Annotated in this window: 18 protein-coding genes; 11 read left to right on the top strand and 7 right to left on the bottom strand. The window is 51.8% G+C overall.

Features of this window, described 5'->3' with window-relative positions; all coding sequences use genetic code 11:
* Both IQ268_RS17840 and IQ268_RS17835 read right to left on the bottom strand, forming a co-directional pair.
* On the bottom strand, positions 1-1,099 hold a 1,099-nt coding region (locus IQ268_RS17840; protein WP_228035477.1), incomplete at its 3' end, for a GDSL-type esterase/lipase family protein.
* Between the two features lie 393 nt (positions 1,100-1,492).
* Positions 1,493-1,639 (bottom strand): hypothetical protein, encoded by a 147-nt coding sequence (locus tag IQ268_RS17835; RefSeq protein ID WP_193881890.1) that lies wholly within the window; start codon positions 1,637-1,639, stop codon positions 1,493-1,495.
* On the opposite strand from IQ268_RS17835, the gene IQ268_RS17830 reads away from it, so the two are divergent.
* Complete coding sequence (locus tag IQ268_RS17830; protein WP_193881887.1) at positions 1,632-4,208, top strand: U32 family peptidase; 2,577 nt, start codon at positions 1,632-1,634, stop codon at positions 4,206-4,208. The two genes, IQ268_RS17835 and IQ268_RS17830, sit on opposite strands and share 8 nt — an antisense overlap.
* Before the next feature lie 18 nt (positions 4,209-4,226).
* Here the strand turns inward: IQ268_RS17830 and IQ268_RS17825 are convergent, their stop codons facing one another.
* Together IQ268_RS17825 and IQ268_RS17820 are read right to left on the bottom strand one after the other, a co-directional pair.
* Positions 4,227-4,736, bottom strand: a complete 510-nt coding sequence (locus tag IQ268_RS17825; protein ID WP_228035476.1) for a cyclopropane-fatty-acyl-phospholipid synthase family protein — start codon at positions 4,734-4,736, stop codon at positions 4,227-4,229.
* Positions 4,729-5,136: a hypothetical protein gene (locus IQ268_RS17820; protein WP_193881884.1), complete on the bottom strand. Its 408-nt coding sequence runs from the start codon at positions 5,134-5,136 to the stop codon at positions 4,729-4,731. The genes IQ268_RS17825 and IQ268_RS17820 overlap by 8 nt, the downstream gene beginning before the upstream one ends.
* 218 nt (positions 5,137-5,354) lie before the next feature.
* Between IQ268_RS17820 and IQ268_RS17815 the strand changes: the two genes are divergently transcribed.
* From IQ268_RS17815 to IQ268_RS17800, 4 genes are all read left to right on the top strand, one after another.
* Positions 5,355-6,047: a response regulator transcription factor gene (locus IQ268_RS17815; RefSeq protein ID WP_193881881.1), complete on the top strand. Its 693-nt coding sequence runs from the start codon at positions 5,355-5,357 to the stop codon at positions 6,045-6,047.
* Positions 6,048-6,253: 206 nt separating this feature from the next.
* Complete coding sequence (locus IQ268_RS17810) at positions 6,254-7,543, top strand: cell wall metabolism sensor histidine kinase WalK (protein ID WP_193881878.1); 1,290 nt, start codon at positions 6,254-6,256, stop codon at positions 7,541-7,543.
* Between the two features lie 88 nt (positions 7,544-7,631).
* Complete coding sequence (locus IQ268_RS17805; RefSeq protein WP_193881876.1) at positions 7,632-8,198, top strand: hypothetical protein; 567 nt, start codon at positions 7,632-7,634, stop codon at positions 8,196-8,198.
* A 97-nt stretch (positions 8,199-8,295) separates the two neighbouring features.
* Positions 8,296-8,487, top strand: a complete 192-nt coding sequence (locus IQ268_RS17800; RefSeq protein ID WP_193881874.1) for a hypothetical protein — start codon at positions 8,296-8,298, stop codon at positions 8,485-8,487.
* 50 nt (positions 8,488-8,537) lie between these two features.
* Here the strand turns inward: IQ268_RS17800 and IQ268_RS17795 are convergent, their stop codons facing one another.
* Positions 8,538-9,116 carry a hypothetical protein gene (locus tag IQ268_RS17795; RefSeq protein ID WP_193881872.1) on the bottom strand — a complete coding sequence of 193 codons (579 nt, stop codon included), beginning with the start codon at positions 9,114-9,116 and terminating at the stop codon, positions 8,538-8,540.
* Between the two features lie 370 nt (positions 9,117-9,486).
* Between IQ268_RS17795 and IQ268_RS17790 the strand changes: the two genes are divergently transcribed.
* Genes IQ268_RS17790 through IQ268_RS17775 form a run of 4 tightly spaced genes read left to right on the top strand, consistent with a single transcriptional unit; the run spans position 9,487 to position 11,960 of the window.
* Positions 9,487-10,197 carry a TVP38/TMEM64 family protein gene (locus IQ268_RS17790; RefSeq protein WP_193881870.1) on the top strand — a complete coding sequence of 237 codons (711 nt, stop codon included), beginning with the start codon at positions 9,487-9,489 and terminating at the stop codon, positions 10,195-10,197.
* Complete coding sequence (locus IQ268_RS17785) at positions 10,197-11,135, top strand: phosphodiester glycosidase family protein (RefSeq protein ID WP_193881868.1); 939 nt, start codon at positions 10,197-10,199, stop codon at positions 11,133-11,135. Before IQ268_RS17790 ends, IQ268_RS17785 begins: the two co-directional genes overlap by 1 nt.
* Positions 11,136-11,191: 56 nt before the next feature.
* Entirely contained in the window at positions 11,192-11,464 is a 273-nt protein-coding gene (locus IQ268_RS17780; RefSeq protein ID WP_193881866.1) for a hypothetical protein, read from the top strand.
* Positions 11,451-11,960, top strand: a complete 510-nt coding sequence (locus IQ268_RS17775; protein ID WP_193881864.1) for a hypothetical protein — start codon at positions 11,451-11,453, stop codon at positions 11,958-11,960. Before IQ268_RS17780 ends, IQ268_RS17775 begins: the two co-directional genes overlap by 14 nt.
* A gap of 34 nt (positions 11,961-11,994) precedes the next feature.
* On the opposite strand, the gene IQ268_RS17770 is transcribed toward IQ268_RS17775, so the two are convergent.
* Both IQ268_RS17770 and IQ268_RS17765 read right to left on the bottom strand, forming a co-directional pair.
* A complete protein-coding gene (locus IQ268_RS17770; RefSeq protein WP_193881861.1) occupies positions 11,995-12,597 on the bottom strand; it encodes a hypothetical protein in 603 nt (200 codons plus the stop codon).
* A gap of 9 nt (positions 12,598-12,606) precedes the next feature.
* Positions 12,607-13,872, bottom strand: a complete 1,266-nt coding sequence (locus tag IQ268_RS17765) for a glycoside hydrolase family 10 protein (protein WP_193881858.1) — start codon at positions 13,870-13,872, stop codon at positions 12,607-12,609.
* Between the two features lie 332 nt (positions 13,873-14,204).
* Between IQ268_RS17765 and IQ268_RS17760 the strand changes: the two genes are divergently transcribed.
* Positions 14,205-15,038: a transglutaminase family protein gene (locus tag IQ268_RS17760; RefSeq protein ID WP_193881855.1), complete on the top strand. Its 834-nt coding sequence runs from the start codon at positions 14,205-14,207 to the stop codon at positions 15,036-15,038.
* A gap of 145 nt (positions 15,039-15,183) precedes the next feature.
* On the top strand, positions 15,184-18,861 hold the full coding sequence (locus tag IQ268_RS17755; RefSeq protein ID WP_193881852.1) for a PAS domain S-box protein: 3,678 nt from the start codon (positions 15,184-15,186) through the stop codon (positions 18,859-18,861).
* The last annotated feature ends 8 nt before the right edge of the window (positions 18,862-18,869 follow it).

Raw genomic sequence — 18,869 nt, 5'->3', positions numbered from 1 at the left:
GTGTGGGGGTAGGGGCGGGGGTAGGACTGGGTGATGGTGAACTGCTCACCGGAATAAAGTCGATGTAGTCAACCCGTGCCCATTCACCGCCGTCTGCCACTCCACTGAGTTGAATGGTTGAACCCGCTTGCAGGGTTACACCTTGGGCAACAGTACGAGTCGCCTTGGTTTTGGAGGTAACCCAGCTATCGGTTAACCACTTGTCGAATGTCCAGGTATCGGTGACACCGCCAACTTTGACGGTTAGTTGAGACTTTCCATCTGTTTCGTCAAAATAGCCAACAACAACGTTGTAAGTACCTGTAGGGCCGTTGAATGTTCCAGTGGCGCTACCCGTTGTTCCTCCACCTTGATAGAGGCTGATGATTTTGCTGCCTGATGCGGGGCTTTGATTCGACTCAATGACGTAGTTGGTCAACTGCATCGCCTCTGCTTCCAGGCGAATAACGTTGGGCGTTGGGCTGGGGGAAGGAGATGGAGAAGGAGATGGATTACTGAGAACCGGGAGCGGCAGCAGTGCATCGTACCAGACATCCGCAATCTTGGCGTATCCGCTAGCGGTGGGGTGAATGTCGTCAGAGGACAGATCGCTAAAGGTTAATTCTTTGAAAATATCGACGAACTTAACCTTTTTACCCTGGGAGGCTTTGGAGCTAACTAAACCAGGAATCTGGGCGTTGTACTCCAGTACTTGTTGCTGATCGAGGGGTCTGTCAATTGGTGGAATAGAACCGACTAACAGATAAGCGTTTGGAACTTTAGCAACAATTTTGTCGATCAGATTGTTGAGGCGATCGATCGCTGTACTCAGTTGATAATCCTGAAGGACATCATTGGTACCGATCATCAGCATAATGACATCGGGCTGATAGCTCGTTAACCAACTGTCAACGTTGTTAGCAATTTCATCAATTCTCCAGCCCCCGTGCCCCTCATGATCACGATCGATAGTGCTGGGGCCTTCCTTCTGAGAACCAACAAAATCTACATCAAATCCGCTGGATTTTAGTTGATTCCACAGGTTGTCGCGATACCCTGCGGGGTCCCAATCTTTACCACGTGTGTTCGAATCCCCAAGGGGCATTATTTTGATAGCCATTTTTTCTAGCGTGCTTTAATAGTTGATCGTGAGCGCACAACAAATTGCTACAGCGTGCTGCTTGGAGAGTTCAGCGTGCTGCTAGTAAAGTTGTCAGTATCGGTACAACCAGCCAGAAGAAAAGATGAAAGCGCTCTGGCAATGTTGAAACGGGTACGTAGGCTTTCATCCGTAATGGTCAGCTCACCTCGAATGGATGTGCGTAATTTAACAAGTTTATATTAGGCAGGCTCTGCGTAAGATTACTAGAAAACAAATGTGTCTTTATTGACTCTTTATCGTTATCGCTACTTTCTCCATAAAAATGATGAACTCTCGCAAAACGGCGTTATTGGTTGTTAGCCAGGAGAGAATTGCGCCCAGCCGCCATTCGGCTGATGAGCCGACGTTGATCTAAAAATCAGGAGGCGATCGCTGAAATCGGGCAGAAAATCGGGCATTGCGGTAAACCGCTCTAAGCTTGCTACCTTTTAAAGGGGAGAATGCCGACACTGCGGCTAACCTGCCCCGATCGCCATCCTGATAGAAGCCAATGAACACCGATTCAACCCTGTTGTCCTCTGATCGATCCGCCTTGCAACGTCCTGAATTGTTAGCGCCAGCCGGACACTGGGACTGTGCTAAAGCAGCCGTAGAAAACGGAGCCGATGCCATTTACTTTGGCTTAGAGCGGTTCAACGCGCGGATGCGGGCGCACAACTTTACCGAAGCTGACCTGCCTCGCCTGCTCGATTTCTTGCACCGCCGTGGGGTTAAAGGTTATGTCACGCTTAACACGCTCGTTTTTCCGGCAGAACTGGCCGAAGCCGAGCAGTATCTTCGCACCATCATTGCTTCTGGGGTGGATGCGATCATTGTTCAAGATGTTGGGATCTGCCGATTAATCCGCCACCTATCGCCCGACTTTCCCATTCACGCCTCAACCCAAATGACCATTACCAGCATGGCAGGAGTTGAGTTTGCCAAAACGTTGGGTTGTCAACTTGTGGTACTGGCACGGGAATGTTCGATCGACGAAATGGGAAAGATTCAGCAGCAACTTGCCGATCGCTCCATGTCATTACCGCTAGAAGTCTTTGTTCACGGAGCGCTGTGTGTCGCTTATTCGGGTCAGTGCTTAACCAGTGAGTCCTTGGGCGGACGCTCTGCCAACCGGGGCGAGTGCGCCCAGGCTTGCCGGATGACCTACGACCTAGTGGCAGACGGCAAACTGGTTTCGCTGGGCGATCGCCGTTATTTGCTCAGCCCTCAAGATTTAGCAGGTTTGGCTGTTTTACCCGATCTGGTGCGAGTGGGGGTAAGCAGCCTCAAAATTGAAGGTCGGCTTAAAACGCCAGAATATGTCGCTAATGTGACCCGTGTATATCGGCAGGCGATCGATCGTGTCATGGCAGAACTGGCTGGAGTGGAAGGCAACACCCCTGAGGCGCACGACCGCAATCACTACAACCTGGAGATGGCCTTCTCGCGTGGACTCTACACCGGATGGCTGCGTGGCGTTAACAACCAGGAATTAGTACATGCTCGGTTTGGCAAAAAGCGAGGTGTTTATCTGGGTGATGTGACCCGAATCCAGGGCGATCGCATTACGGTACGGCAGCAAGCACCCGTAAAACCGGGAGATGGCATTGTTTTTGACAGCGGACATCCCGAAACCAGGGAAGAAGGAGGACGCATTTATGCGGTTGAACAGCACGACCAGATGGTAGTGCTCACCTTTGGACGAAATGACCTCAACTTGAGCCGGGTGCAGGTGGGCGATAAGGTTTGGAAGACCAGCGACCCGGAACTCGATCGCCAATTGCGCCAAACCTTTGCTGGCGATATGCCCCAGTTTCAGCGCCCCATTTCAATCGACGTTTATGGTGAAGCCGGACAGTCCCTAAGCGCGATCGCGCGCGACTCGCAAGGGCATGTTGTTCAGGTTGAATCATCCATGCCGCTGGTGGCAGCACACACGAAACCCCTCACCACAGAACGGCTGCAAGAACAGTTGGGGCGGTTAGGTAATACTTCGGTTTATTTAGCATCTCTCACAAACCAGGTTGATGGGGCAGTGATGTTGCCCGTTAGTGAGTTAAACCGATTGCGGCGCGAAATTGTGAGCCAGCTAGAAGCATTGAGCGCGCAACCTAAGCGCTGGCAACAGCAAGAAACTGCCTCCTACAAGGATTTACTGCCTGATGTTGATTCATTGACGCGATCGCATCCTCCCCTGGCTCATCCCCAACTCATCGTGTTGGTACGAAACCTGCAACAGCTACAGGCGGCACTGGAGGCTGGCATTGAAACGCTGTATTGCGAGTTTGAAGATCCGCGCCGTTATCGTGAGGCGGTTGCTGTAGTTCGGCAGTTACAGGATAGGGCAGAGAATGCAGCGGGCACCGTTTCTACCCCGTCTATCTGGGTTGCGCCTCCTCGCATTACGAAACCGGGAGAACAGTGGATTTTGAAGCAGGTGCGCGGCTGCAATGCAGATGGCTATCTGGTTCGTAATTATGACCAGCTTCAGTGGTTTGCGGGCGATCGCTGCGTGGGTGATTTCTCGCTCAATGTCGCCAATCCCCTGACGGCTGACTATTTTATCAAGTCTCATACCCAATTAGAGCGTCTGACGGCATCCTATGACCTCAACATTGCTCAATTAGACGATCTGGTGAGTCATTGTCCGCCCCATTGGTTTGAAATCACCATTCATCAGCATATGCCGATGTTTCATATGGAGCATTGTGTCTTTTGTGCCTTTTTGTCGGAGGGAACGGATTACACCAATTGCGGTCGTCCCTGCGAAAGCCATGCGGTTACGTTGCGCGATCGCGTCGGCACAAACCATGTGCTACAAGCGGATGCGGGCTGTCGCAATACCGTTTTCAATGGTGTGGCTCAAACGGGAGCCGAATATGTCCATCGCCTGATCGAACTGGGAGTGCAGTACTTCCGCCTTGAATTTGTGAATGAATCACCCCAACAGGTAACGCAAACGATCGCCTGTTATCATCAATTGCTGCGAGGAGAAATCACTGGTGCCCAACTGTGGCGAACCTTGAAGTTACAAAACCAGCTTGGTGTAACGCGTGGGCCAATGGGGTTAGCCACTGCCGGACGGTAAGCTGTGAGGCAGGCTGCTTTACAGGGCTGGCATGGTTTCTGGAATTACCCAGTAGTAGAGCAATGCGTCTTCTTCATCCGCATGAACAGAGACAGTTCGATCGGGTTTCCAGGTGTCCATGTCAAAGTCGCGCGAGATGATCCGAGTGCCCGGTTTGAGTTGGCGAAACAGGTGAGGACGCAGTTTCAGGTTGAGATGAGGCAATAGATACAGCACAACCACCGTTGCGTCATTGAAATCGCTTTCAAATAAGTCTTCCAGCCGAAAGGTGACGCGATCGCCCACTCCAGCCCAGTGAGCCTGCTCCGTCGCTTCGACAATCCGGGTCGGGTCAATGTCAATTCCAACACCGCATGTGCCAAACTGTTGAGCCGCTGCAATCACCACTCGTCCATCGCCGCTGCCTAAGTCGTACAAAATGTCGTTGGCCGTGACCTCGGCGAGAGCCAGCATAGCGTTGACCATATCTAGAGGGGTTGGAATGAATCCAATATCGGGTTTGCGAGGCGGCATTTCAAACCTATTCATTGATAATTTCGTAGCGCACCAGTCGTCTAACTTCGTTGAGCGATAAATCCAGTTCTTCGGCAATTAGCACTTCGAGTTGGCTCACATCGGTGACGGGAAACTCAAACTCCAGACGTTTTAAGACTGAGTCGGTCGTTCTGATCTCCACCTGAGAGATGCCTTCTGCTCGGTTCACAATGGCCTGAATGAACGACACTCCTACCGCAAACCGAATTTCAAGATTGGTGTCAGCTTGCAGTTTGTTTTCAGTGTCATAGGGTCGGCTCAAAACATGGCTGGTTAATATACTGCCGCCCACCCAAAACGCGATCGCTAAACAGGGTAAAGGCAACCAAAATTCTAAGCCGAGTTGTTTCAACCGACGGTAGAACGAACGAGACGAGTGGGTGGGGCGAGTCATAGCAAACAGGCAGACATGTGCTGGAATAGGAAGAGAAGGAGCGGCAAAATCTCACTGCCGAGAGACGTATACTGCTGCCTTCTTATCTACTCTAGATAAATGTAGGAGTCTTTTAGTGAGTTGACTAGAGGTAACTTGATCGGCGCGACCGTTCCCAACGTAATCTAACTTAATCTTGTCCCATACCCAGACTTCACTACAACTGAATCCTTAAGGGAATGCGAATCTTACTGGCAGAAGACGATCCTAAGCAGTTAGCACCGCTCCATGCCGTCTTATCACAGGCCGGACATACTGTTGATGGTGTCGAGGATGGCGAAGTTGCACAATGGTTACTGTCGCAGAAAGAGTATGACCTGCTGATTTTAGACTGGATGCTGCCTGCCGTGAGCGGCTTAAATCTGTGTCGGCAGTTCCGAAATTTAGGCAAAACGGCACCTGTTTTGATCATGACGGCAAAGGATACCACACCAGACAAGGTGGCTGGGCTGGATGCCGGGGCAGATGATTACCTGGTTAAACCTATTGATGTGCTGGAGTTTTTGGCGCGGGTGCGGGCGTTGGGGCGACGATCGCCCATGTGGCAGGGCGAGACGCTGTACCTGGACGATTTGCAGCTTCATCTCAGCAGCCTTACCGTGGAACGGCATGGCGTTAAAGTTGCTCTCTCCAGCCGGGAGTTTCAGTTGCTCGAATATTTCTTGCGCCATCCTCGACAGGTGCTAAACCGCAATCAGATTGAGCAGGCAGTTTGGGAATGGGGCACGGAACCTGAAAGCAATGCCATTACTGTTTTAGTCCGCAAGTTGCGGCAGCGGCTCAATGCAGTGGGAGCAGGAGACTGGATCGAGACGATCTACGGGATGGGATATCGCCTCTCGCCCCCTAAATCTGCTGTTTCGTCGGCTTGAACCGGGCTTTACTGGGAGAAAAGTACAGCTCTTTTGTACGCTGGAGATCAGCGATCGCCCCACTTTATCCGTTTAGTGTGAGCTGGTTAATACTGTGCAGGTAGACAATATGGTTTTCGCACCGCTCCCCAAGCAGCAGGTTTCCTCCTGTACTCCAACTGCGACCTGGCTTGATATGACTGCTTTGCCAATCCGAGCCAATACCCATGTTTAACCGTAGTCGTCGCAATCTGGCTCGCTGGTTCACCTTATCGATGGGAAGCATTCTGGTTGTCTTCTCAGGCATTATTTATTATCTCGAAATTGAAGATAAGCTAGAATCCCACGATCGGCTGCTGTACCAAAAAGCGAGAGTGATGGCATCGAGTATTGAGTATGAGCTGGTAGATCAGGTGTGGCAGGTAGACCTGAGTAATGTTCCAACCCTGGGTAGCAACACCCAACCGCTGAATGGAGAGTTACTCTATGCCCGCTGGTACGACAGGGGCAGGCAATTGGTTCAGTTTTTTGGCGCACCTCCCCCACCCCAGCTTGCTTTCCCGCCTGGTTTTGTGACGATTCAAACGGAAGAAGGAACGGTGTGGACCATGAAACCGTATCCCTGGATACGCCAGGTGACGCTGCCTGTCCAGGAAGGCGATGTTGTGATTGGCTACCTTCAAGTTGCCACACCGTTAACGACGACCCAGCAGGATCTCCATCAGTTTCGCTTACTGCTGACGCTGGCTTTGCCGATCGCGCTGGGGTTAATTAGTCTGGCCGGGTGGTGGCTCGGCGGAGTGGCAATGCAGCCTATTCGGCAGGCGTATCAGCAATTGCAACGCTTCACGGCTGATGCGTCTCACGAATTGCGAACGCCCCTGTCTGCTGTTCTTAGCAATGCTCAGGTGGGGCTGTTAATGCTGAGTGATGATATCAACCAGCAGCGCGATCGCTTAGAAAATATTGTTGATAGCGCTAAGTCAATGACTCTGTTGGTCAACAATCTGCTGCTGCTAGCGCGCCATCAAGGTCGGCTTGCGCCCGATACCCTGAAGACAATCGAGCTGAATAGCTTGCTTCAGGAGTTGGCTGACCAGTATGAACCAAGTGCCGCCACCGTGCAACTCAAGCTGATCACGGAACTTCCGCCCCAAATCATTGAAGTGCAGGCCGATCCAGACCTGTTGCGGCAGGCAGTTATGAACTTACTCAGCAATGCTTGCAAATACACTCCCGCTGGTGGAGTAGTACAACTGCGGCTGGTGCCCCATCCGGGCTGGGCGATCGTTCAGGTCGAAGATAGCGGCATTGGTATTCCTGAAGCTGATTTACCCTTTGTTTTTGAACGGTTTTATCGGGTTGATACAGAACGATCGCGCGGCAATGGTGGCTTTGGTTTGGGATTGGCGATCGTCCAACAAATCACTCAAGCCCACGGCGGGCAGGTGCAGGTAACCAGTCGGGTGGGCAAGGGGTCAGTGTTTCAGCTTGAACTGCCGCTGTATCAAACATAATGTCGGCATTACGCCATCACTTTTAGATCACAATCATTTTGAACACTATAAGGAGTACAACCCAATGGGATTATAGTTCCGTCATTCTATGAAACTCATTTCACAACCTTTATTTGTAGCTCTGCTAAGCTTAACGATCGCACCATTCACCGTGGCAACGGCTTCAGCTCAAACTGAACCTGTGTCTCCTGCCGTTGAAGCAGATACAGCAGAGATGTTAATGGCTCAAACCGTAGCACCGGGTCGTTCTACTCTTTCAGGCCCCAGCTACATTGGCGTTGGTGGCAATATTGGATTTGGTGGCAGTACGGCTCTGGGTGAGGGCAACTTCACTGTCTTTAGCAAAGTTGGGCTAACTCCCAACCTATCTGCTCGCCCTGCTGTGGTCATTGGCAGCGACCCTACTATTCTTGTGCCCATTACTGCCGACTTTGCGATCGCGCCCATCAGTGAAGGAGTTGGTTTGCCGATCGCGCCCTATATTGGTGGCGGTGTTGCGATTTCTACTGGAAGTGATAGCCTGGTCAGACCTGTGATTACAGGGGGTGTGGATGTGCCCCTCGCTGCACGAATTACAGCAACGGCTAATGCCAATGTTGCCTTTTTCCGAGATACCGAAGTTGGAGTCATCGTTGGTGTTGGCTACAATTTCTAGCGCATTGGTATCTGGCGCATTGATATCTGGCGTATTGATATCTGGCGCATTAATGATAGAGGGAAACACCCATGCCTTGCAGTGAGGAACATGAAACATGAAGCTGTTCCAGCAACTTCTGCCCTTGCTCATAGGATGTAACGTTCTGGCAGGAATTTGGGGCTGCGATTCCCAACGAGATTTTGAGGCTGACTTGGAAGCAGACGAGCAAATTCAAGTTCCAGTGGTTGCACCAACCGCAGACGAGGACGCGATCGCACCAAATTCCACGGCTGATGACCAGGGATAACTTGAGGGGCAAACTGGCTGCTCAGGGGCAGAGATAGAACGCAAGACCGATTAAGATGCCGTCCCCCAGTTGGCCTCTGGCTGGCCGTGGAGAGCTTCAACGTTGGCGATCGCTCGTCGAGCCATCATTCTCCAGTTGGTTTGGTCATCATAGGCCGCTCTTATCAGGTCGCCTGTTGCATCGTAAACCCGGCAAAATAGCACCGTTTCGTCGCTTCCCGGTTGGGGAGATAGGGTAACGGGATGGTGGAGCTGTTGCGGCGACATTGTGGCTAGAGCCGCCAGCACTCCTTTGGAAAAGTTAGAGTCATATCCCGACTCCACACAATAGGGTCGATCGCCTCTCAGGTAAAGCTGCAACTTAACCACAGGCTGTCCCCGACGTTCGACGGTTTCAAAGCGTAGTTCCTGGATGTAACCTGCCAGTGCGGTGGCGGTGATGGGTACAACTTCCCCATCGCGGATGGTATACCACAAACAATGGTTGGAGCGGTTTGCATAAATTCGCATCAATGCTGGCGCTTCCACCAATCCCAATTTAGGCTGTCGTAGGGCTTCTAGCATTTGAGACAACAGCTCGTTTTGCTGAGTCAGGGCGGCCAGGAGTTGTGCTGTTTCTGTCGTACTCATCGGTTGCTTTCCTGTATCTGTACTTTTATATGTAGAGAGTTAAGCGTAGAAGTTAGGCATAGAAGTGTAGGGAGCGATCGCCGCAGTGGGCACTTAACCGAATCTGTTAACTAGAGGATGCGTTCAAACCCATCCCTAATCAGCGGGCAGGAGCTTATGAAGCGAGTCATAGTATATTTGTACTAAATTCTTTCAAAAGTTGCAATTGTCAGCAACAGGATGTAACGCTAGCTTAGGATTGGTCTGGGTTGGTTGGTAGCCCAAATGTCAGTCTTAGGAACGGTGAGAATACCGTTTAATCGCTGTACACCTAATACAATGCCGATCGCACTCTTCCTGTTTAGTTACTTATCTTTCAACACACTCGCTCATGAAATTAGGCTGGCTGCGTAGCCGTAAGGTTTTACTGTTAATGGGAGTCGGCGTGTTACTCGCTTTAGGTGCCAGTCTGTTGCCGCTAGATGCATGGGCCAACAGAGTTCGCCAATGGCTAGAAACGCTTGGTATTTGGGCTATTCCTGCCTTTGTTCTGCTTTACCTGATCGTTACTGTCCTTTGTTTGCCCAACATGATCTTGATGTTGGTGGCTGGAACCGCATTTGGGTTGCCGTTGGGTATCTTTTCGGTGTCGATCGCAGATACAGTCGGTGCAGCGGTGTGCTATGGCCTGGGGCGAACGATCGCCCGGAACCGCGTGAAACGCTTGATGCAGCGCCATGCCGAATTTGCCCATCTTGACGAGGCATTAGGGAATCAGGGCTGGAAGATTTTGTTGCTGACTCGGTTATCGCCCATCGTACCGTCCAATATCCTGAACTATGGCTTTAGCTGCACCAAGGTGAACTTCTGGCACTATATTTTCTTTACCTGGATCGGCATGTTGCCGATTATTGGGCTGTATGTGTACGTGGGTTATTTTGGCGGTGCCATGCTACGGCAAGGCGCTTCTCCACAGGCGTTAGCCATTCAAGCCGTTGGGTTGGCGATCGCCGTGGTTGCCGCAATCTACACCACTCGGCTGGCTAAGTCGGCTCTGTCGCAAAAGCCTTCTAAGTCCACCCGACGACAAGATGCGGAGTAATGCGGCATCGCTACGGCACGCGATTTCAGTCCGGGTTCTGTTTGGCGATCGTTGGGTTGGGCATAGGGTTGGGCTTTCTATGGTTGCTTCGGGTATTGTCATTGCCGCCCAGAGTTCTCCCGGTTGCCCCTTTGATTTCCTCGGTTATTTCCTCACCGCCACCCGTTTTACAGTATGAGAGCCGCAACCTGGGACAAAGCACCGTTCACATCCTGCATATTCCAGCCCAAAGTCGCTTCAGGGTAACGGTGGCGCGATCGCCAGCGGTGGATTCATTAACAACACTGGCTCAAGCATCAGGCGCGATCGCAGCCATCAATGGCGGTTTTTTTGATCCATCGAATCAGCAATCGACCTCTTATGTGATTCAGCGTGGCGCGATCACAGACGACCCAACCGCAAACGAGCGGCTGATGCAAAACCCCGACCTGGTACCCTATCTGCCTGCCATTCTGAACCGGAGTGAGTTTCGCCAATATACCTGCCGTGACTCGATTCGTTATGAGATTGCGCGGCACCGCGATCCGGTGGCGGCTGGGTGTCAACTGATATCGGCCTTAGGAGGTGGTCCCCAATTGTTGCCAACGATGACCCTGGAAGACGAGGGCTTCATTACTACCGTTGATGGGGCGATCGTCCGCGATCCGTTGGGCAGTCGCCAACCCAACGCCAGAAGCGCTGTTGGGCTAACTCGCGAGGGAGACGTAATTTGGATGATGGTAGCGCAAGTAGATGCGCCTTCCCCTTCGGGTTTGCCGTTAGCGGCGATCGCAGAATTAATGGCTGAATTGGGAGCCAACCGCGCTATGAATTTGGATGGCGGCAGTTCATCTGCTTTTTATTACAACGGTGAAACCTGGTACGGTAAAGTCGATGCGGCTGGTAATCCGGTGGTGCGTCCGGTTAAGTCTGCGCTTGTGGTAGAGCCAGTGTCTTGAGTTACAGAGCTGAGTTGTAGTACAATTGTTCTGTTGCAACTCATGTGGAGCCGACGATGGCACGCTACAACGCTTGCAGTGGTTCTGATGTTTATGACGATGACGTAAGCGCGTTGGCAGCGGCGGGTGGCGAGTGGTGGGATGAAGAGGTTGAGCCGTATGACGACTGGTTCATTCAGGATTGGACGGAACGCTGTGAGCAGTACGAAGCGGCAGCGTTGTCGATAAGGGCGATCGCTTCCCCATTGCAGCCTGATGATGTTCCGTTTCCTGAGATGATGGCTGCTGCACGCCAAATGCTGGCACTGGAAACTAGTGAAAAGCGTTAGGTACGGCTTCAGGGGAAACCGGGACGGGTCAGGTGGGTATTCTAGAGCAAAAGAGGTTCGCTCTCTCTATGCTCTGTCTATGCCCCAACGCGATCGCGTACTGGTTGCGATTTTGAACAATCAGCCTGATCTGACCATTGCGCGGGAACAGCACTGGTATCGGATTCCAGTCGAAACCATTGAGAAAGTGTTCCAGAAGCACGGGATGCCGCAATGGCTGGCCTTTTACCAAACTAAGGTGTTTGGCAACGAGGCTTACTCTATAAATTACATGGCTCAGGTGTTGCGAATTACAACCGTAACCCGGTCAGACCTGTTTCCGCATGAACCAGTGAATCAGAAGACGCAACGGCAGTACTACAAACTCGAATTATCTCCATTGCAATCGTTGGCAAGGCCAATTGTGAGCGATCGCTTCAGACGCGTTACCTTTATTCCAACCACGCTTGAGCGGCTACAAACTGCAACCAACCTTGCTGATTTGCACGGGTGCTGATTTGCATGAGTGCTGATTTGCATGGGTAAAGCGTTCAGTCCGGCTGTTTGATAGGAGGCACTTCACACAGCAATTGCGATAAAGCTGAGCCAGTAATGGCTGTGGCGACAACCCATGCCAGTGTTAGCCCGATCGCTTCCCCAATAAACAATCCAGTGATTTGTCGCAGTAAAGCCCCCACTGCCCAGCCGAGCGCTAAAGCCATTGCCCAACTCATCGTATTAATCATCACCCAGCGCACGACGTAAACCGCCTGTTGCTTCAGTGCCCACCCTTGCAGCCAGCCTAACACCAAGCCAGTTTTGATCCCTTCAATGACACCAAAGACGACTCGCGACGGCAGATCGGTTACGGCTTCCGGCACGACCCATCCCATTGCGCCGATGCTAGACCAACCCAACAATCCCCATGCGGCTGTCGTGGCGAGTATCCAGTGCCAGGACTGAGCCAAGTAGTGTCGCAACATTAATCCCTGGAACACACCAATGGCGGCACCTCCAATCAGTCCTTCTACGACACCGAGGTCAGTCTGTTCGCCAAGCTCAATCCAATACAAACTCGCTACAAACCCGGTTGCCGTAGCTAGTAGCCACTGCGGCAAGAAAAACCATCCTGGTTTGATTGATTTGAAGGTCATCGAGAGTGCTTAAGATGGGGTTGCCGAAAACAGCGCTTGAAACCGCGATCGCCTCATCCGAGGTGATTCTGGTGTGATGTATCCCCACAAACTCTCCCAATAGAAGAAAGCCACACCAGTAAATCCTTTTTCGCGTGCCACGTCTACCTGTTGCTGAATTTGCTCAAAGGAGACGGGTCGTCCCCAGGAGCCGGAAAAGATGCCAATTCCAACCGGAATTTTCTCACGGGCAGCTTCAATGGCAGGCCGTTTTAGTTCGGCTTTAAAGGCATTGATATCGTTACGATACGCTTGCAGGATCAGTTCTTCTACCCAACCGTTTTCAACCCAGGTTTGCCAGTCTTGCAAATAGGAACGGTAGGCAAATTGATGTGGGTTGGGGGATAAGGTCACCAAACAGTCGGGATTGAGCGATTTCACGGTTTGAAACAGGCGTTGCATGAATTCGCTGAGTTTCGCGGCTCGCCACTGCATCCATTCGGCCTCCTGCGGGTCGGTTGGAGGCAGTAGACCGTTGTGCTCGGTTTGATAAAGCTGAATAGTAAAGTCATCATAACCAAGGTCAACGGGTAAGCCAAAGTGATCGTCTAGCTGAATGCCTTCAATGTCGTAGCGATTGACCACTTCAACGATTAAATTCAGCAAAAATTGCTGCACGTCGGGATGCAATGGATTTAACCAAACGCGATGGCCGATCGATGTGCCCAATGTGCGTTTTATGGTTTGAAGCGCGGAATGAAGCGGTGAGGATGGAGTATTGGGTAGTTCTTGTTCTTCAATGTTGCCGATCGCTTCAGAGCCATCGAGCCGTTTAGTGACCCAGTCGGGGTGGGTTTGCACCAGACTGGACTGAGCCGGAGCCATAAAGCCATATTCGAACCACGGAATCACCCGTAGCTGCTGGCGATGTCCCTGGCGGATGATCCGCGCCAACACATCGTCTCCAAATCGCAGGCGGTTTAGAAACGGATCTTGCAGTTGGCCGGTTGCTTCTTTGGCGACTGAACTGGGGTAGAAGGTGTGGCCGCGATTCCAAACGACGGGATAAACGGTGTTGAAGTTAAGCTGTGCCAATTGATATAGGGCGCGATCGATGCCCCACGGGTTAAACAACACCGCGCTGTTAATGTTGGTCAGCCAGACCCCCCGCAGTTCAGTGGTTGCTGCGGGGCTGGCCGGAAGATGTGAGGCGATCGGGGCAAAATGATTGGAGAGAGCGATCGCCAGCAGTAAACTGAGTAAACCAATCAGCCAGGTTGTGAGCCACTTCGTCATTTAGCCTGTATCAATACCGTTGATGACTTCTAGACAGTGTGTCCTGTTTAGAATCAAAGCTCCGTTTGCCGTAACAGTTCTTTGCGTATGGGGGTTCCTGTCAGAAACCATTGTCATTTTAAGGGCAAGAATGCAAAATGTTGCACCTCTGCTCCAGGTAACGGCCTGGTTTGCTGGTCTAGGATTTTTTAAAGTTGTTTAAATGAAAATGTCTGGCTCGCGGCGCGATCGGGTCGGTTGCTGGGGAATTTGTAGAATACGCTACTACCAGCCCGGTCGAGTTAGCCCTTATTTGAAAAGAAGCGTTCCTTATTAAAAGGCTGTTCAATCTAATGCAATTTAAACTTGGGTGCGAGCTAAGCTATACCCTGACTGCGCCTAGTACCTTCATTTTTAACATTGGTGTGGCGCAAAACACGCGCCAGCAAGTGTTAGACGAAACGCTATCTATTACTCCAACCATTGAGATGGAGGAGTATGTTGTACCTGAAACAGCAACGCGATTTCTGCGGGTTAATCCTGCTGCGGGCGATCTCCACATTCGCTACAACGCCTTGGTGGAGTTGTCTCACGTCTGGGCCGATCCGCTCGATATTCCAGAAACGCCGACGACGACTTTACCGTTGCAGGTCGTTCCCTATTTGTTTCCCAGCCGCTATTGCCAGTCCGATCGCTTGATGAATTTAGCGCAAGCCGAATTTGGCGATTTGCTGCCGGGCTACTCTAGAGTAACTGCTATCTGCAACTGGATTTACGATAACGTTGCTTATCTTTCGGGCAGCACGAATCAGCATACGTCTGCCTATGATACGGCAGTGGAACGGGCAGGTGTCTGTCGAGATTTTGCCCACTTAGCGATCGCGTTTTGTCGGGCGCTAGGCACGCCAGCTCGATTTGTATCGGGGTACGCCTACCAGTTAAATCCGCCTGATTTTCACGCTTTTTTTGAGGCGTACTTAGGCGATCGCTGGTATTTATTTGATGCAACCCGCCTGGTTCCGATGGCTGGTTTAGTGCGAATTGGTACCGGCAAAGATGCGGCGGATGTATCGTTTGCCACCATCTTTGGCACAATCGAGATGACCAAGATGCAGGTGTTTATCGATCGGCTTCAGCCGCCGGAAACCAGCGAAGCTCCATCCGATCAGGCTGTGTCTACCGCTTGAACGAAAGCGGCTGACTGGAACAGTTGGGGCTGGACGGGCGATCGTCACCCAAAAAAGCGAGCGATTGCGATTAAGCTCGTCTGGGGAGGCATCATTAAGATGATGATTAAATTCACTCACCTCACCTGTCATTTCAGGATTGCTGATGTCTGCCGCTATCTTTGCTGAAATTGATCTGAAAGCAGCGATCGCCCGTCCGTTTCTCACCGTCTCCTCGGATGCGCGAGTGGTGGATGCCGTTCGTCTGATGGCCGGAGTTGCTTCGACCCCAGATTCTAGCGCTGATCGAGGCTTGAAGCTGGCGGAGCCGCACACTAGCTGTGTGTTGGTGATGGAGGGAGTTCGCCTGGTCGGTATTTTGACAGAGCGAGACGTAGTGCGCTTGAGCGTCACTGGTTCTCTGGCCGATAGCGCGATCGCTGACGCCATGTCTCATCCAGTCATTACATTATCGGAGGTTGAGCTTACCGATCGGGTTCTTCCCTTCACCCTGTTGCAACAGCATCAAATCCGCCATTTGCCTGTGGTTAACTCCCACGGTCAGGTTGTTGGGTTGCTAACGTCCGAGAGCCTCCAGTGGAGGGTGCGTCCTATTCAAGGTGGTGAAGAGGAGCGGGCGATCGTTGGCGATGAGGAAACGTCGCAACAGGCACAAAGCCGAGCGTTACTGTCCGCCATTCCCGATTTGATGTTCCGGGTGAGTGCCGATGGGGTGTACCAAGGGTACATGACGGAGCATCGGAGCATTGATATTTTACCGGAAGCGATTAACCCTGTTGGTCGGCGGATGGTGGATGTGTTGCCGCCCGACCTGGCTGAACGGCAAATGCACTATTTGCAGCAGGCGTTGGCGACGGGCGAACTGCAAGTTTATGAACATCAACTTCAAATTGGCGATCGCCTGCAATATGAAGAAGTCAGAGTAATCAAATGTACCGACAATGAAGTCCTGTTCATGATTCGAGACATCAGCGAACGCAAGCAGGCGGAAATTGCACTCTATCAGATGAATCAGGAACTGGAACGCCGGGTAGAGCAACGCACAGCCGCGTTACAGCAGAGTGAAGCTTTATTGCGAGAAACACAGCGGTTTGCCCGTCTGGGTGTCTGGGATTTTGATGTAGCGACTGGCGCAATTCACTGGTCTACCGAGCTATTCCTTATTTTTAGGTGCGATCCTGGCCAACCAGAACCCTCCTACGAGCAGCAACGTCAATGGTTTTGGCCGCCCGACTGGGAACGTCTCGATCGGATGGTTAACCGAGCGGTGCAGTTTGGCGAGCCTTATGCCTTAGACTTGCAGATTGTGCGAGCCGATGGTTCTAGTGGATATATCTTTGTGAAGGGGCAAGCGAACCGCGATGCCACAGGTCAGGTGAATCGGCTGTTTGGTATTGTCATCGATATCAGCGATCGCAAATTGGTAGAAGCCGCACTGCGGGAGAGTGAACGCCGCTATGCCACATTAACCGAAGCAGCTCCAGTGGCCATTTGTCGGTTTGATACGGTGGGTAACTGCATCTACGCCAACGATCGCTGGAGCGAAATGACTGGAAGACCAGTCCAGACGGCTTTGGGAACAGGATGGATTCAGGCGTTGCACCCGGAGGACTGCGATCGGATTCTGAAGCAATGGTCGCAATCCGTAGGGCAAGGCAGAAGCAACCAGGGGGAAGGCAGGCATCTGCGTCCCGATGGCAGCATTCGCTGGTTCTACTATCAGGCCATCCCGGAAACGGATGCAGAAGACTCGCTCATTGGCTACATTGGCACCCTGACGGACATCACCGAGCGCAAGCAGGTAGAGTCTGCCTTACAGCAGAGCGAGGCGCGTTATCGTGCCATCGTAGAAGACCAGACTGAGTTAATTTGCCGATTTCTGCCAGATGCCACTATCCTCTATGCCAATGAAGCGTACTGCCGCTTTTTTGGGCTGAGGCAAGAGGAGATCATCGGCAGGAGCTATGAGCCAATTGTGTTTGAGGAAGACCAGGAACGGGTAACTCGACTGGTTCGTTCCATTAGTTTTGAGCAGCCGTTTGTCACGGTCGAGAATCGGGTGGTTGTCGCTGGAGAGGTGCGCTGGACGCAATGGAACAACCGCGCCTTATTTGATGAGCAGGGCGGCCTGGTTGAGTTTCAATCGGTTGGGCAAGATATTACCAAACGCAAGCAGGCAGAGTTTGAGCTTCAGCAAGCAAACGAACAGCTTACCCGTGCCAATGCAGAACTTGCCCGTGCGACCCGTCTTAAGGATGAATTTCTCGCCAATATGAGTCACGAACTCCGTACTCCGCTTAACGCCATTTTGGGTATGTCTGAAGGGTTGCAGGAGGAGGTGTTTGGCACGCTCAATGCTCGTCAACATCGGGCGATCGCCACGGTCGAACGCAGCGGCAGGCACCTGTTGGAATTGATTAACGATATTCTTGAGGTTTCAAAGATTGAAGCGGGCAAACTGGAACTGGAAATTCGGTCTGTTTCACTGCAACACCTGTGCAACTCCAGTCTGTCGTTTGTGCGGCAACAAACGATCCAAAAAAATATTCAACTGACGAAAACCATTCTGACGGATTTAACAGACATAGCGATCGATGAGCGACGGATGCGGCAGGTGTTGATCAATCTATTAAGTAACGCCGTCAAGTTTACACCCGTGGGCGGGCAGGTGACGCTGGTGGTGCAACTGGAGGACGCAAGGTTGGAACCGAAGCGAGCAGGAATGCCGTCCCTTATGCACCTGGCTCATCACTCTACCCTGCTATTCTCTGTGATTGACACCGGCATTGGGATTGATCCAGAAAATATTAGTAAACTCTTTCAACCGTTTATCCAGATTGACAGCAGCCTGAGCCGTCAACACACCGGAACTGGACTGGGTCTTACCTTAGTGAAACAAATTGCAGAACTGCACGGTGGTTATGTTACGGTCAGCAGTGCGGTTAACCAGGGGAGTTGCTTTAACGTCCATATCCCGCTGGTGGTTCAACCCGATCGCAGGGCTGAACCGCTATTGGTGGCGGCTCCCGCTACGTCTCTGTCGTCAGATAATGATCGGGTTTTGATCGTAGAAGACTCGGTTGTTGCCTCTGAGCAGATTGCTCGCTATCTATATGAATTGGGCATGGAGGCGGTGGTTCATCCACGCGGGGAGGGAACCATTGAGGAGGCGCTACGGCTCCAACCTGGCCTGATCATTCTGGACATCTTGCTGCCCAATCAATCGGGCTGGGAAACGTTGAGACAGCTCAAGGCTCACCCCCAAACGAAGGATATTCCTGTTCTGGTGGTTTCGGTGGTAGATGAGCGATCGCAAGGGTTAGAATTGGGTGCGGCAGAGTACCTGGTAAAGCCGATTATGCGGGAACAGTTTCGGGCAGCCCTGGAGAAACTGCGCGGAACGGAACCCTCTCAATCTGCTGTTTTAGTCGTGATCCCTGACCATTCTGCCGATCGCCCCCTGATTCTGTTAGCCGAGGACAATCAAGCGAATATTGATACCTTCTCTGATTACCTTAGTAGTCGGGGCTATCGCTTAATTCTTGCCAGGAACGGACAAGAAGCCATTGACCTGGCTACAAACCATCATCCTGACCTGATTTTGATGGATATTCAGATGCCTGAAGTAGATGGCCTGGAGGCAATTCGGCGAATTCGTGCGAATCCGCAACTGGCTGCAACTCCTATTCTGGCGCTAACGGCATTGGCGATGCCCCACGATCGGGAAGCCTGCTTACAGGCAGGTGCTGATGAGTATCTGTCTAAACCGATGAAGCTGAAACAGCTTGCTACAACGATTCAGCACCTTTTGAATCAATCATGAGTTCTGAT

Origin of the sequence: Oculatella sp. LEGE 06141 (genome assembly GCF_015207605.1) — a bacterium.
In the GTDB taxonomy this organism is placed as follows: Bacteria; Cyanobacteriota; Cyanobacteriia; order Elainellales; family Elainellaceae; genus Oculatella.
Note: the sequence above shows the minus strand (reverse complement) of the source record. Positions and strands in the feature narration are given on the sequence as shown.

Excerpts from the sequence above, each read along its gene's own strand:
- IQ268_RS17765 (WP_193881858.1), bottom strand. The coding sequence starts at position 13,872 with ATGACGAAGTGGCTCACAACCTGGCTGATTGGTTTACTCAGTTTACTG.
- IQ268_RS17790 (WP_193881870.1), top strand. The coding sequence starts at position 9,487 with ATGAAATTAGGCTGGCTGCGTAGCCGTAAGGTTTTACTGTTAATGGGA.
- IQ268_RS17795 (WP_193881872.1), bottom strand. The coding sequence starts at position 9,116 with ATGAGTACGACAGAAACAGCACAACTCCTGGCCGCCCTGACTCAGCAA.
- IQ268_RS17800 (WP_193881874.1), top strand. The coding sequence starts at position 8,296 with ATGAAGCTGTTCCAGCAACTTCTGCCCTTGCTCATAGGATGTAACGTT.
- IQ268_RS17815 (WP_193881881.1), top strand. The coding sequence starts at position 5,355 with ATGCGAATCTTACTGGCAGAAGACGATCCTAAGCAGTTAGCACCGCTC.
- IQ268_RS17770 (WP_193881861.1), bottom strand. The coding sequence starts at position 12,597 with ATGACCTTCAAATCAATCAAACCAGGATGGTTTTTCTTGCCGCAGTGG.
- IQ268_RS17755 (WP_193881852.1), top strand. The coding sequence starts at position 15,184 with ATGTCTGCCGCTATCTTTGCTGAAATTGATCTGAAAGCAGCGATCGCC.
- IQ268_RS17760 (WP_193881855.1), top strand. The coding sequence starts at position 14,205 with ATGCAATTTAAACTTGGGTGCGAGCTAAGCTATACCCTGACTGCGCCT.
- IQ268_RS17780 (WP_193881866.1), top strand. The coding sequence starts at position 11,192 with ATGGCACGCTACAACGCTTGCAGTGGTTCTGATGTTTATGACGATGAC.
- IQ268_RS17830 (WP_193881887.1), top strand. The coding sequence starts at position 1,632 with ATGAACACCGATTCAACCCTGTTGTCCTCTGATCGATCCGCCTTGCAA.
- IQ268_RS17810 (WP_193881878.1), top strand. The coding sequence starts at position 6,254 with ATGTTTAACCGTAGTCGTCGCAATCTGGCTCGCTGGTTCACCTTATCG.
- IQ268_RS17820 (WP_193881884.1), bottom strand. The coding sequence starts at position 5,136 with ATGACTCGCCCCACCCACTCGTCTCGTTCGTTCTACCGTCGGTTGAAA.
- IQ268_RS17805 (WP_193881876.1), top strand. The coding sequence starts at position 7,632 with ATGAAACTCATTTCACAACCTTTATTTGTAGCTCTGCTAAGCTTAACG.
- IQ268_RS17785 (WP_193881868.1), top strand. The coding sequence starts at position 10,197 with ATGCGGCATCGCTACGGCACGCGATTTCAGTCCGGGTTCTGTTTGGCG.
- IQ268_RS17825 (WP_228035476.1), bottom strand. The coding sequence starts at position 4,736 with ATGAATAGGTTTGAAATGCCGCCTCGCAAACCCGATATTGGATTCATT.